General features: G+C 66.7%; 11 protein-coding genes. 2 read left to right on the top strand and 9 right to left on the bottom strand.

Translation table 11 applies throughout. The features are described from left to right. Positions 1 to 63: 63 nt before the first annotated feature. The 3 genes from S58_RS27545 to S58_RS27535 all read right to left on the bottom strand — a co-directional run bounded on the left by S58_RS27545 (position 64) and on the right by S58_RS27535 (position 3,821). Entirely contained in the window at positions 64 to 1,299 is a 1,236-nt protein-coding gene (locus S58_RS27545) for a lytic murein transglycosylase (RefSeq protein WP_042340970.1), read from the bottom strand. 221 nt (positions 1,300 to 1,520) lie between these two features. Then, positions 1,521 to 3,161, bottom strand: a complete 1,641-nt coding sequence (gene pgm, locus S58_RS27540) for a phosphoglucomutase (alpha-D-glucose-1,6-bisphosphate-dependent) (protein ID WP_015668685.1) — start codon at positions 3,159 to 3,161, stop codon at positions 1,521 to 1,523. Positions 3,162 to 3,332: 171 nt separating this feature from the next. Then, entirely contained in the window at positions 3,333 to 3,821 is a 489-nt protein-coding gene (locus S58_RS27535) for a hypothetical protein (RefSeq protein WP_015668684.1), read from the bottom strand. A gap of 278 nt (positions 3,822 to 4,099) precedes the next feature. On the opposite strand from S58_RS27535, the gene S58_RS27530 reads away from it, so the two are divergent. Continuing rightward, on the top strand, positions 4,100 to 4,933 hold the full coding sequence (locus S58_RS27530) for a hypothetical protein (RefSeq protein WP_015668683.1): 834 nt from the start codon (positions 4,100 to 4,102) through the stop codon (positions 4,931 to 4,933). 24 nt (positions 4,934 to 4,957) lie between these two features. Here S58_RS27530 and S58_RS27525 read toward each other — a convergent pair whose 3' ends face one another. Genes S58_RS27525 through S58_RS27515 form a run of 3 tightly spaced genes read right to left on the bottom strand, consistent with a single transcriptional unit; the run spans position 4,958 to position 7,032 of the window. After that, entirely contained in the window at positions 4,958 to 5,497 is a 540-nt protein-coding gene (locus S58_RS27525; RefSeq protein ID WP_015668682.1) for a hypothetical protein, read from the bottom strand. 11 nt (positions 5,498 to 5,508) lie between these two features. Further along, complete coding sequence (locus S58_RS27520; protein WP_015668681.1) at positions 5,509 to 6,636, bottom strand: zinc-dependent alcohol dehydrogenase; 1,128 nt, start codon at positions 6,634 to 6,636, stop codon at positions 5,509 to 5,511. Positions 6,637 to 6,645: 9 nt separating this feature from the next. Beyond that, on the bottom strand, positions 6,646 to 7,032 hold the full coding sequence (locus S58_RS27515) for a hypothetical protein (protein WP_015668680.1): 387 nt from the start codon (positions 7,030 to 7,032) through the stop codon (positions 6,646 to 6,648). 333 nt (positions 7,033 to 7,365) lie between these two features. On the opposite strand from S58_RS27515, the gene S58_RS27510 reads away from it, so the two are divergent. Beyond that, positions 7,366 to 8,664, top strand: coding sequence for a TadE/TadG family type IV pilus assembly protein (locus tag S58_RS27510; RefSeq protein WP_015668679.1), 1,299 nt, complete (start codon positions 7,366 to 7,368; stop codon positions 8,662 to 8,664). A 17-nt stretch (positions 8,665 to 8,681) separates the two neighbouring features. On the opposite strand, the gene mdoH is transcribed toward S58_RS27510, so the two are convergent. The 3 genes from mdoH to S58_RS27495 form a co-directional block, all read right to left on the bottom strand. Further along, complete coding sequence (mdoH, locus tag S58_RS27505) at positions 8,682 to 10,802, bottom strand: glucans biosynthesis glucosyltransferase MdoH (protein WP_042340969.1); 2,121 nt, start codon at positions 10,800 to 10,802, stop codon at positions 8,682 to 8,684. Further along, a complete protein-coding gene (locus S58_RS27500) occupies positions 10,799 to 12,304 on the bottom strand; it encodes a glucan biosynthesis protein G (RefSeq protein WP_015668677.1) in 1,506 nt (501 codons plus the stop codon). Before S58_RS27500 ends, mdoH begins: the two co-directional genes overlap by 4 nt. A gap of 242 nt (positions 12,305 to 12,546) precedes the next feature. After that, positions 12,547 to 13,176 carry a LysR family transcriptional regulator gene (locus S58_RS27495; protein WP_015668676.1) on the bottom strand — a complete coding sequence of 210 codons (630 nt, stop codon included), beginning with the start codon at positions 13,174 to 13,176 and terminating at the stop codon, positions 12,547 to 12,549. Positions 13,177 to 13,256: the final 80 nt, after the last annotated feature.

Raw genomic sequence — 13,256 nt, 5'->3', positions numbered from 1 at the left:
CTGATGTCCGGCGCTTCGGCTCTTCTTGAGCGACGCGCGGGCGTCGCGTCGATGGGGGCTCAGCTAGCGTGTCGCGGTTGCTGAAGCCGGCGCGGCCTGCGCCCGCGGCGTACCGCGCATGCGCACGAGCAACTCCGCAGTCGGCCAGGAGTCGGCCGGCAGCCCCAGCCGCAGCTGCATGGTCTTGACCGCGATCCGGCTCTGTTGTCCCAGCACGCCGTCGACCTTGCCGACGTCGAAGCCGGCCTTCACCAGCAGCTGCTGCAGCTCCTTGATCTCGTTGAATGGCAGCTGCGCGACCGGGCCGCTGGCCTTGCGCATCGGCGGCGCGCCGGCTATGCGGGTGGCCAGATAGCCGGCCGTGGTCGAATAGATCAGCGAATTGTTCCACTCGGTGTAGGCGGCGAAATTGGCATAGGCCAGGAACGCCGGGCCGTTGCGCCCCATCGGCAGCAGCACCGAGGCTTCGAGCGCATCGTTCGGCAGTGGCCGGCCGTCGGCGTAGCTGACGCCGAGGCCCGCCCATTTGCTGCGCGGCGCCTTGACCGTGAGATCGGCCTGCTCCCAGGGGAAGCTCTGCGGCACGCGGATCTCCTCCAGCCACGGCTCGCCGCGGCGCCATTTCAGCCCCGTCGCGATGTAGTTCGCGGTCGAGCCGATGACGTCCGGGGCGCTGCGCAGCAGGTTGCGGCGGCCGTCGCCGTCATAGTCGACGGCGTAGGTGACGTAATGCGTCGGCAGGAACTGGGTCTGGCCGAGCTCGCCCGCCCAGGAGCCGATCATCTCGTCCGGCGCGAGGTCGCCGCGGTCGATGACCTTCAAGGCGGCGATGGTCTCGTTCTGGAAGCGCTCGCTGCGGCGGCAGTCATAGGCCAGCGACACCAGCGAGGGCAGCACCGGCAAATTGCCCATGTTGGCGCCGAAGTCGCTCTCCAGGCCCCAGAATGCGGCGATCACCGCCGGCGGCACGCCATACTCCTTCTCGGCGCGCGCAAAGGCGGCCGCATGTGCCTTGATGTGCTGCTGGCCGTTCTGCATCCGGTAGCTTGCTGCCATGCGGCCGGCGAACTCGGTGAACAGCTGGCCGAACACCCGCTGGCCGCGGTCGCGGTTGACGATGCCCTGGTCATAGGTGAGGTAGGGCGAGGCGGCCGCGATCGCGCGCTGCGACACGCCGTCTGCGACGGCGCGCTGCTTCAGCTCGGCGAGAAAGCGGTCGAAGCTCTGGCCGTTATGGCAGGCCGCGGCGCGCATCGATGGCGCCGGCTTTGGCCGCGGTGCGGCGGCCTCCGGGGCCATTTGCGCCGACGCGCTGACAACCAGCATGAACGAGGTTGCGAGCACGCTGAAGGTGACGCGCAAGGCAGTCGAAGAGCTTCGCATCCGGTCTCACCGATGGTTGGCTAATGGCTTGTAGGACCATCGATATCCGATGATGGGGCAGGGAGGGAAGGGGGCGAATGGCGAGTAGCGAATGAAGGCCTTGCTACTCGCTATTTGCGATTCGCTGCTCGCCCTCCTCACCCCACCTTCGCCAGCGCCGCCTGGGCCTCGCTCTGGATGCGCTTGAGATGCTCGGCATCGCGAAAACTTTCCGCATAGAGCTTGTTGACGTCTTCGGTGCCGGAAGGGCGCGCCGCGAACCAGCCGTAGTCGGTCTCGACCTTGATGCCGCCGAACGACTGGCCGTTGCCCGGCGCCTTCGTGTGCACGACACGGACGGGATCGCCGGCGAGTTCCTTGAGGTTCAGGGTCTCCGGCGTCAGCGCCTTCAACGCGGCCTTGGCCGGCGGGCTCGCCGGAACGTCGATGCGCTCATAGACCGGCGCGCCGAGCTCTGCCGTCAGCTCCTTGTAGAGCTCGCTCGGATCGCGGCCACGCCTGGCCATGATCTCGGCGGCGAGCAGGCCGAGGATCAGGCCGTCCTTGTCGGTGGTCCACACCGTGCCGTCGCGCTTGAGGAAGGAGGCGCCGGCGCTCTCCTCGCCGGCGAAGCCGAAGCCGCCGGAGCTCAACCCCTCGACGAACCATTTGAACCCGACGGGGGTCTCGACCAGCTTGCGGCCGAGCTTGCGCGCGACGCGGTCGATCATGGAGCTCGACACGATGGTCTTGCCGATGGCGGCGTCCGCCCGCCAGTCGGGCCGGTGCGCGAACAGATAGGAAATCGCGGTCGCGAGATAGTGGTTCGGATTCATCAGTCCGCCCGAGCGGGTGACGATGCCGTGGCGGTCGGCGTCGGTGTCGTTGGCGAAGGCGACGTCGAAGCGCTCGCGCATGCCGATCAGGCTCGCCATCGCGTAGGGCGACGAGCAGTCCATGCGGATCTTGCCGTCCCAGTCCGCGGTCATGAAGCGGAAGGTCGGATCGACGACGTCGTTGACGATCTCGGCGTTGAGGCCGTAGCGCTCGATGATCGGCGCCCAATAGGCGACGGCCGCGCCGCCGAGCGGATCGATACCGATCTTGATCCCCGCCGACTTCACTGCATCGAGGTCGACGGTGTTGGCGAGATCGGCGACGTAAGGCGTGATGTAGTCGTAGGGATGAACCGAGCCGCGCTGTCTGGCTTGACTGTAGCTGATGCGCGACACGCCATCGAGGTCGTTGGCGAGATAGACGTTGGCCTGCCGCTCGATCTCGGCGGTCGCGTCGGTATCGGCCGGGCCGCCATGCGGCGGATTGTATTTGTAGCCGCCATCGTCAGGCGGATTGTGCGACGGCGTGATGACGATGCCGTCGGCGAGGTGGGCGGTGCGGCCCTTGTTGTAGGAAATGATCGCGTGCGAGATCACCGGCGTCGGCGTGTAGCCGCCGTCCTTGTCGACCATCACCTCGACGCCGTTGGCGCCGAACACCTCCAGCGCGCTGGCGAGCGCCGGCTCGGCCAGGGCATGGGTGTCGATGCCGACGAACAGCGGGCCGTCGAGTCCCTGCTGGCGCCGGTAGTCGCAGAGCGCCTGGGTGGTGGCGAGAATGTGATTCTCGTTGAAGCCGGTCTTCAGCGACGAGCCGCGATGGCCCGAGGTGCCGAACGCGACGCGCTGGGTCGGCACGTGCGGGTCAGGCTTCAGCGCATAATAGGCCGTGATCAGCCGCGGAATGTTGGCGAGCGCGGCATTGGCGATCGGCTTGCCGGCGGCGGGGTCTGTCTTGGCCATGGAGCATCCTTCGCAAGTTCGAAAAACATCGGCGGCGGCGGTTCGTTCCGCCCCGGCGAAGGGGGCGGAGGAGGGGGCGTCGCGACGGACATGCTGCCCAACATGGCGGCGTGCGGTGATCCGATCAACGGAATTCGTGCCGGCGCTGGAAGCGTTGCCTCGCTCGCGATCTCAATCCGTCAGCTCGTAAACGAGGTGCCCGGGGCCGACCAGCCTGGCGGTGAAATTCGCCGTCCTGCCGGCCAGCGCCGCGAACCGTCCGGACGCCAGCTTGAACACGACCTTGCCGGTGGCTTCCGAAATGGCGGGCGCTCCGTCCTTCATCACGACCGAGCCGGTGCCGTCGCTCAGCACGGCGACGGCATAGCCGTCCGTCATGCGATGAATGCCGGCGCCGTACAGATAGGTCCCCTTCTGGTTCTCCCATTCCGAGGAGACGTTGGCGGTGTAGGTCGCGCCCTTCATCAGCCCGTCGATGCCGATGCAGGAATATTGCAGGCTGACCAGCATGTGACCGGGACGGTCGCCGATCGGCTCAATGCCAACAGTGCCGACGATCGTGCAGTCGTAGCGGGCGATGGTGTCGGCGCGCGCCGTGCCGGAGGCCGTCAGCAGGCCGAGCGCAAGCCCTGCAGCGCAGGCGCGACGTGATGGTTTCATCGGCGTGTCCCCAGCCCAATGATGAATGTGACATTACTACCGGAAAGGGCGCGCCTGTCTCGCCCTTTCTCGCCAGTTGAGTTGGATCAGGTCGTCGATCGCGGCCAGAGCTGCTGTGCCCGGCACGATCTGCCGCTTCATGCGCGGGACATTAACCACGCCACGCTGCGACGACCGTTCGGGAGCGGCATTTAAGTCTGAGTTTAACGCATGGCCGTTGAGATGGGCGGGCATTGAACACGCGCGTATCGCGCAGGAGAGCCGTCAGGAGCGGAACAGTGAGAGCGCTTAGTTTCGGCGCATTGGCCCTGGTGTCAGCTTTGGGGTTGGCGGGCTGCAGCCGTCCGGTCGTGCCGCAAGTCGCGGTGCCCTGTGTGGATCTGAGCGGAAGGCCCTGCGCGGACAATCCATCCGCGGCCCAGCCCACGCCGCCGGCCTCCTCCGAGCAGGCCGTCAAGGAGAGCCGCAAAGCCGCCGCGGTTGCGCGTCGCGCGGCCCTGCAGCGCAAGCACGCCCGCGAGGCAAGGCGGCGGGCCGCGGCTCAACGTGCCGCCATGAAGCCGACCGAAAAGCCGATCGAGAAGCCGGTTGCCAAGCCGAGCGAGATGCCGCCGGTGCAAACCTCGCGGCCGGATCCGGCTCCGTCGCCTGCCGCACCGCCTGCGCTGGCGGGCAAGATCCCGTCCACGTCGACGGACACGCCTCCCAACCCCGCCAAGGTCCAGCGCGAGGTCATGGTGGCGGCGGTCACGGTGGCAGCCGAGCTGGCCGAGCGCATGACCGCGCTGCGCGTCCCGCAGGCACCGGCCGACACGCATCTGGTCGCGGTGGTTCTGGCGCGCCCTGCGGTGCGCGCGATCTCCGATCTCAGCGGCAAGGTGATCGCCATCGACGAGCGCTACGCCAAATCCAATTCCAAGATCACCGCCGCCATGTCCGCGGCCGGCGCCTCCGAGGTGCTGCTGCTGGAGGGACAGGCGACCGCGATCACCCGGCTCACCAATGGCGAGGTGGTGGCCGCTGTCGTCGCCTTGGCGTCGCCCGAGGCTGCGGAAGCGTTCCCGAAGATCGAGGGCTTCCGCCTGTTCTCGGTCATGCTGCCGAAGCCGTAACGGCGAGCTGAGTCAGCAGCGGGCTCAACTCAGCGCCGTGCTGCGCGCCGGCCGCGGCAGCGCCGCGCCCCGGGCGGCGGCGATGCCCTTGGGGAAGCCGCTGCGGTCATTGTAGAGCCGCTTGCGCCCGCGCCTCGCGTCATGCTGCGCCGCCACGTCCTGGGCCGCCGTATAGTCCAGCAATGCGATGCCGCCGACCATCACGAGCGCTGCCAGCACGGTGCCCGCGCGCGGATTGCTCGGCCTGAGCTCACCGAGCAGCGTCGCCATGTCGAGCCCGTCGCCCGCCACGCGGCTCAACAGACCCGCGCGCTTTTCCACCGACAGCGTCAGCACGCCCGCGAGCAGCTCGCGCACGCCATAGGCCCGCACCAGTCCCTCGCGGCCGTCCATGCCAAGCGCGTACGTGACACGATGCGGCGCCAGCAGCTCGAGCGTACCGAGCGCGATCGAGAACCAGCCGAGGCCGCGCGCCAGCCGGTCGGCCGAGGTCAGCGAGCTCGGGCCGGTCGAGATGATCTTCGGGTCGCTCTTGGACCTGACGAGGTTCGAGAAATGAAACATGCGGGGATCCCTTATGGCTTCAACACGACCTTGACGCAGCTGTCCTGCTTGTCGCGGAATGCGCGATACATCTCAGGTCCCTGCGCCAGCGGAACGGTGTGGGTGATCACGAAGGACGGGTCGATCTGGCCGTCCTCGATGCGCCGGACCAGCTCGTCGGTCCAGCGGTTGACGTGGGTCTGGCCGGTGCGGATCGTCAGCCCCTTGTTCATCAGCGCGCCCATCGGCACCATGTCGGAGAAGCCGCTATAGACGCCGGGGATCGAGACGATGCCGCCGGGACGGCAGGCATAGATGATCTCACGCAGCGCATGCGGCCGGTCGTTCTCGAGCATGAACATCTGCTTGGCGCGGTCGAGCACGCTGTCGGGCTGCGCCATGCTGACATGGCTCTCGAACCCGACGCAATCGATGCACTTCTCCGGACCCTTGTTGTCGGTCAGCTCGTTCAGCCGTCCGACCACGCTCTCACTGTCGAAATTGATGGTGATGGCGCCGCCGGCCTCCGCCATCGCCAGCCGTTCGGGAATGCGGTCGATCGCGATCACCTGCTTGGCTCCCAGCAGGATGGCGCTGCGGATCGCCATCTGTCCGACCGGTCCGCAGCCCCACACCGCGACCGTATCGTCAGGCTCGATGTCGCATTGCGCCGCCGCCTGCCATCCGGTCGGGAAGATGTCGCTGAGAAACAGCGCCTGCTCGTCGGTCAGGCTGTCGGGGACCTTGATGTGGGTCGCATCCGCGAACGGCACGCGCAGATAATCCGCCTGGCCGCCGGGATAGCCGCCGGTCAGATGCGTGTAGCCGAACAGGCCTGCCGTGGTGTGCCCGAACACCTTCTCGGCCAGATGCCGGTTGCGGTTGGTGGTCTCGCAGACCGAGAAATTGCCGCGCCGGCACTGCTCGCATTCGCCGCAGATGATCGTGAAGGGGACGACGATGCGGTCGCCCTTCTTGAGCTTGCCGTTGACGCCGGAACCGACCTCGACGACCTCGCCCATGGTCTCGTGGCCCATGATGTCGCCTGGCATCATCGCCGGGATGTAGTTGTGGAACAGATGCAGGTCGGAGCCGCAGATCGCGCAGCTCGTGACTCGGATGATCGCGTCCCGCTCATGCTCGATTTCGGGATCGCTCACCGTGTCGCGTCAGCCCGCCTTCTTGGACTTCGCGCCGGCCTTCGTTGCCGCCTTCTTGACCGGCTTCTTGGCCGCCTTGGCGGGCGCCGCCTCGTCCTTTTTCTCCGCCTTCTTCTCGGGCGCCTTGGGCAACTCGGCCGCGGCGGCCTGCCGCATCGCGCGGGCGTAGCTGTCGGCGACGTTGTCGGCCGAGATCAGCAGCCGGCGCGCAGCCGCATTGGCCTGCTCGACCGCTTCGCGCGCGAGCATCTTGAAGCGTTCCTTGGCGTCCTTGTCCTTGGCCTTGACGGCCATGCCGTTGAAGCGGTCGCGCCGCTTCTTCGCGGCCGAAAGGATCGCCTTGTTCTGCTGCTTGGCCAGTTGCCGGATCACGGCATCAAGATCGGCATCCGCCATCGTCGTCCCCAAACTCCCCGAGAATCAGCGCCCCTGGCGCCCTGAAGCGCGCGGACTATGCTATCGCAGCCTGCGCTTTGCAATTGGGGTACCAGAGGAGGGGCGCCATGCCGGTAAACGGCCGGCCGCGCCGCCCGCCGGCCAGCCCGATGGGGCAGCGGGACCGTCCGCATATCAGTCATGCGACGGTCAATGGTGCAGCGGCACCGCTCGATGGGCGCTTACGGCAATCAGAAACACGTCGTAACCTAATCTCTGCAATCGCATCAATTCCAACGAAAGGGTTGGTCGGCAACATCACTCCAGCAACCTCATTTGATTGGAGTTCTGGACGTGTCCGCCGGAAACAAATACCTCGGGCTTTCATCTCGGTTCCGGCGCGACGAGAGCGGTAATATCGCGATCATCTTCGCGCTCGCCTTGTTGCCGATCCTCACTTTCGTCGGCTCGGCCATCGACTATTCGTTGGCGGTGCGCGCCAAGTCCAAGCTGTCCGCGTCGATCGACGCCGCGATGCTGGCCGCGACCGGCTACACCGCGATGCGCGGAACTGCATCGGATGCCAAGACGGCCGCGACCAACATGTTCAATGGTCAGATGTCGGCGCACAATCTGGCATCGAACTCGCTGAACATCGACATCGCCGACAGTGTGACCGCACGAACCGTGACGGGCACCGCCACCGTGGTGGTCAAGACCGCGTTCATGTACATGTTCGGCTATCCGACCATGACGGTCCAGGCCTCCTCGTCGGCCTCGGCATCGTTCCCGACCTACATGGATTTCTACGTTCTGGTCGACAATTCGCCGTCGCAGGGCCTCGGCGCGACCACGGCCGACATGACGCTGCTGCAGAATGCGACCTCCGACAAATGCGCGTTCGCCTGCCACGACACCTACACGTCGAGCTCGAAGAAGACGCTGCAGACCAACAGCTACTATCAGATCGCCAAGAACAAGGGCGTGACGATGCGGATCGACGTCGTCAGGTCCGCGACGCAGTCGCTGACGGACACCGCGACCGCCAGCCAGGTCGTCAGCAACCAGTACCGCATGGCGGTCTACAGCCTGGGCAGCGACTGCGGCTCGCTGGGATTGAGCACCATCGCCAGCCTGTCGTCGAGCATGTCGTCGGTGAAGTCGTCGGTCGGATCGCTCGACCTGATGACGATCCCCTATAGCGGCTACAACAACGACATGTGTACCGATTACGACGGCACCCTCTCCGCCATGAACGGCGTGATCCCCACGCAGGGCAACGGATCGTCGACGAGCCCGCAGAAATGGCTGTTCTTCGTCGCCGACGGCGTCGCCGACTACTCCTATCCGACGACCTGCAGCAAGACCGTGCTCTCCGGCGGCCGCTGCCAGGAGCCCTTGAACACGACGACCTGCACCGCCTTGAAGGCGCGCGGCATCAAGATCGCGGTGCTCTACACCACCTATCTCGCGATCACCAACAACAGCTGGTACACGACCTACATCGCGCCGTGGCGCAGCTCGATCGGCGACATCATGAAGTCCTGCGCCAGCCCCGGCTACTACTACGAGGTCGACTCCAGCGGCAGCATCGGCTCGGCCCTGACGGCGCTGTTCCAGCAGGCCATCGCCTCGGCGCATCTGACGAAGTAGGGCAGGTCGTCCACGTCCTATGCAGGCAGCGCGACGAGCTGCTCGAGGGTCGTGCCGTCCTTGAGCACGGCGAGCGTTTCACGGCGTGAGAGGAAGCCGGTCGCCTGCGCGAACGAGCCGGCCTCGGTGATCCGCGCTCTCGCGGTGGCGAGGTCGACATCGATATCGCCGGGCTGGCGCCGTTGCGGCGCCGGCAGCGCCTCGACGTGCCGGCGGCGGAGTTCGCGGTTCTGTAGCAGCTCGGCCAGCGCAGGCCCGCGCGCGGGCCGCTTCTCCTCTGCGAGCTCTTTGGCACGAACCAGCACCGGCGGCGGGACGCGGTCCTCCGGAGTCGTGAACAGGCGGGCGCCGCCCCGAGGGCTGGCGGTGAGCAGGCCGATCGGAATGGCGAGCACGAGGCCGGCAATGACGGGCGACATCCAGGCCAGCAGCGGGACCGACACCGCAGTGGCGCTGGCGGCCATGACCAGACCGCACACGGTCGGCAGCGCGAACTTGCTGACGATCTCCTGCCGGCTCACGCCGCCGTCGCTGCGGCGCTGCACCTGCCAGCCGGCATCGCGGCCGAGCAGGATTTCGATCACCGCGACCGACTGGAAGATCATCATCGACGGCGCGATCAGCGCAGAGAGCAACGTCTCGGTCAGCACCGCGGCGCAGAGCCGCACGCCGCCACCAAAGCCGCGTCGCCTGGTTGCCGTCACCAACGTCGCCAGACAGGCGAGCAGCTTCGGAATCATCAGCAGGCCGATGGTCGCGCCGAACACCTGGGCGGCGAGCACCGGATCCTGCGCCGGCCAGCTCGGAAACAGCGCAAAGCCCTTGGGAAAATATTCGGGCCGAACGAAGTTGGCCTGCAGCGAGATCAGGATGCCGAGCACGAGGAAGGCGAGCCACAGCGGTGCGGTGACATAGGCGCCGATCCCGATCAACAGATGCAGCCGCGACGCCCAGTGCAGACCGCGCGCCGGCAGCACGGCCAGATGCTGCAGATTGCCCTGGCACCAGCGGCGGTCGCGCGCGGCGTAGTCGATCAGCGAGGGCGGCACCTCCTCGAAGCTGCCGCCGAGATTCACCGTCATGTAGATCCCCCAGCCGGCGCGGCGCATCAGCGCGGCCTCGATGAAATCGTGGCTGAGGATATGTCCGCCGAACGGCTTTCGCCCGCGCAGCTCGGGGAGCGCAGCGTCCTGCGCGAACGCCGCCACGCGAATGATGGCATTGTGGCCCCAGTAGTTGCCTTCCGAGCCGTACCACCAGGCATTGCCGGCCGCGATGACGGGCCCGTAGAGCCGGCCGGCGAATTGCTGCAGCCGCGCGAACAGGCTGGTGCCGTTGACGATCACGGGAAGCGTCTGGATCAGGCCGGCCTGCGGCGCCTGCTCCATGGCATGCGCCAGCCGCACCACGGTGGTGCCGCTCATCAGGCTGTCGGCATCGAGGATGATCATGTGCTCATAGGCGGCGCCGAAGCGTCGCACCCACTCGGCGATGTTGCCGGACTTGCGCGCGACATTGTCGGTGCGGTGCCGGTAGAACACGCGGGCGCCGCCGCAGGCCTGGCGCAGCGCGAGAAATGCAGCCTCCTCGCCGATCCAGATGTCGGGATCGGTGGTATCGCTGAGCAGGAACCAGTCGAACTGCGCCGCCTGGCCAGTGTCCGCAATCGACTCGATCATCGCGCGCAGCCGGATCATCACCGCGTCGGGGTCTTCATTGTAGGTCGGCAGCAGCATGGCCGTACGGCTGGAGAGCGTCGGCAGCGGACCGTCCACCGCGATCGGAATCGCCTCCCTGGGCCGCGCCAGCATCACGCCGAAGCCGGCCAGCGCCGTGACGAACGCAAAGGCGATCCAGGCCAGCAGAATCGAAAATAGCACGAGCACCATGCCTTCCAGCACGGTCACGCCGCCGACTTCGACGACCTGGTACATCTTGGCGCAGCCCGCGAGCGTCAGCGCTGCGGTGGCGACCAGGATGAGACCGCGCCGGAGCGTGATGCCGATCCCGCTGCTGAGCGCGCGCCTGGCCGGCACGGGCTGACCGAGCGGCGCGGGCACCATCTCACGCGGCGCCTCGGCGGGGAGAAAGTCCGAGCCCGGTCCCTCGTGAGGCGGGCGCGGCAGCCTTGCGGTCATGGCGTCCATCGGTAGATCCAGGTCTCTGAGATCAGCTTGTCACTGGCGAACAGCTCGGCCCTCAGCTCGACCGGCGCATCCTTGGCGGCACACTGGAAGCTCAGCCGCCATCCTCCGGTCTCGGGATTGGGCTGTGCGACGACGTCGGTCACGTCGGACTTGTCGGCACTGACCACGCCCTTCAGTGTGCCCGGATCCAGGCCCTTCAGCACGTCGCCCGCGAGTTCGAGGACGAACAGCCGTGCCTCGCCGCGGGCGCCGACGCCGGTGCGGGTGAAGCGCGCCAGCGCATGCGGCTTCGGCATGTCCGGGCCCCAATGCAGGCGATAAGTCATGTTGTGCTCGCCCTTGGCGGCGAGCGGCGTCTTCGGCCGCCAGAATGCGGCGATGTTGTCGTGGATCTCCTGCTTGGTCGGAATCTCGAACAGCACCACGGCGCCTTCACCCCAATCGCCGATCGGCTCGATCCACAGGCTCGGCCGCCGCTCGAAGCGCGACTCGAGGTCCTGATAGGCCGCGAACTGCCGCTCGCGCTGCATCAGGCCGAAGCCGCGCGGGTTGAGATCGTTGAACACGCTGACCTGCAGGTCGCGCGGATTGCTCAGGGGCCGCCAGAGCTGCTCGCCCTTGCCGTTGAACATCGCGAGCCCGTCGGAATCGTGCACCGCCGGTCGGAAGTCGTCAGTTTCGTTGCGATCGTTCGGCCCGAAGAAGAACATGCTGGTCATCGGCGCCAGCCCGGCATGGCCGATCTCGACACGCGGATACAGCGAGGCCTCGACGTCGAACACCGTGGTGTCGCCGGGACGGATGGTGAAGCGGTAGGAGCCGGTCGCGCTCTTGCTGTCGAGCAGCGCATGCACGACCATCGCCGTCGCACCGCCCGTCGGCTTCTCCAGCCAGAACGCCTTGAAGACGGGAAACTCCTCGCCCTTCGCTTCGCCGGTGTCGATCGAAAGTCCGCGCGCGGAGAGCCCGTAGATCTCGCCCTTGGCAACGGCGCGGAAATAGCTCGCGCCGAGAAACACGCAGACCTCGTCGTAATAGTCAGGCCGGTTCATCGGCGCATGAATGCGAAAGCCAGCGAAGCCGAGATCGGCCGCCGGGAACGCAGGGACCTGCGGACCGAAGGCGAACTCCTCGGGACGATACGCCACGGGCTTGGCCTGTCCGTCGAGCACCTCGTAGATGTCGACGCGGTCCTTGTAGATGGAGCCGCGGTGGAAGAACTGCGCCTGAAACGGCAGCTTCTCGTCGCGCCACAGCGCATGCTCCGGCAGGAAGCGGATCGAACGATAGGCGTCGTAATCGAGCTTCGCCAGCGCGTCCGGCAGCTGGTTGTCCGGCGCGGCGTACGGCTTGGCAGCCAGATTGCGCGCGAGATCGCGCACATAGGCCGCATTGAACGGCTGGCTCGCAGGCGCTGCGGCTCCCGCGCTGCGCACCAGCGATGCGGCGACCGGGATTGCAGCCGCAGATTGAATGAACTGACGGCGGTTCAACTGACTCTCACTTTTCTGCGTGGAACTGCGAAGCAACCATCCTGGAGCCGTGCGGTTCCATTCGAATCGGTGCTGCGAGTTCATCGTGTCCGAAGCGGCATGAACGCTCGGTGAGCGACGTCCGATCAGGAGCCTTCCGACGAGATGGTGCCTGGATCTCAGCCGTAGATTGATGAACTAAGGTTCATCTCGCGATGTGAGGGAAGCCTTGCTGTGGGAAGCCTTGGCGTCCGCAGCGTGCCTCAGCTTTGGACTGTGCCGACGAGGCGAGGGCGGCGATGGTTGGCCTGCGTGGTCTTGACGGCCCGGGTGCGCAGCCAGTCGCGAAGGCTGACGACCTCGGGGCAATCCGCGGTGCCTTCAGGCCCGATCAGCCAATCCCCCAGGCCGGATCCCTCATCGATCCGGTCGCAGCGATAGCCCGGATGGTGGCCAAGGCTACGTTCGATCAGCAGGTCGACCTTGCCCTCGATCAGCTCGTGCAGGCCCGCCGGCTGCAGCACCCGCAGGCCGATCTCAGCATGCGCGCTGCGAAACCCGGCCAGTTCGAGGCGGCGCAGGTCGACGCCGCCATGGAGCCCCAACTGCAGCAGGACCGCGCCTGCCGGCTTCAATTGTGAGGTCGCGTCTGCGATGCGCCGAAAGCCATCGGATATCCCGGGCAGATAGGCTTGGCCCGCCGGGGTCAGTATGAGCTGCTTATGCAGCCGCTCGAACAGGCGGACGCCGAGGCGCGCTTCCAGTGCTTTCACCTGCTGGCCAATAGCGGCGGGCGTCACGTGCAATTCGTGCGCAGCCAGCTTGAAGCTGAGATGCCGCGCGGCGGCTTCGAATGCGCGGAGCGCGTTGAGGGGTGGAAGGGCGTAGGTCATCGCGCTCAGTTTGACACGGTCAGGCGGCCCCCTTGCAATAGATTTTCTTGTGCTCGACCGAAGGAAGTCTGCTTTGCGCG

Source organism: Bradyrhizobium oligotrophicum S58, assembly GCF_000344805.1.
Lineage (GTDB): Bacteria > Pseudomonadota > Alphaproteobacteria > Rhizobiales > Xanthobacteraceae > Bradyrhizobium > Bradyrhizobium oligotrophicum.
The sequence above is the reverse complement of the archived record's forward strand: the minus strand, read 5'-3'. Positions and strand labels throughout refer to the sequence as shown.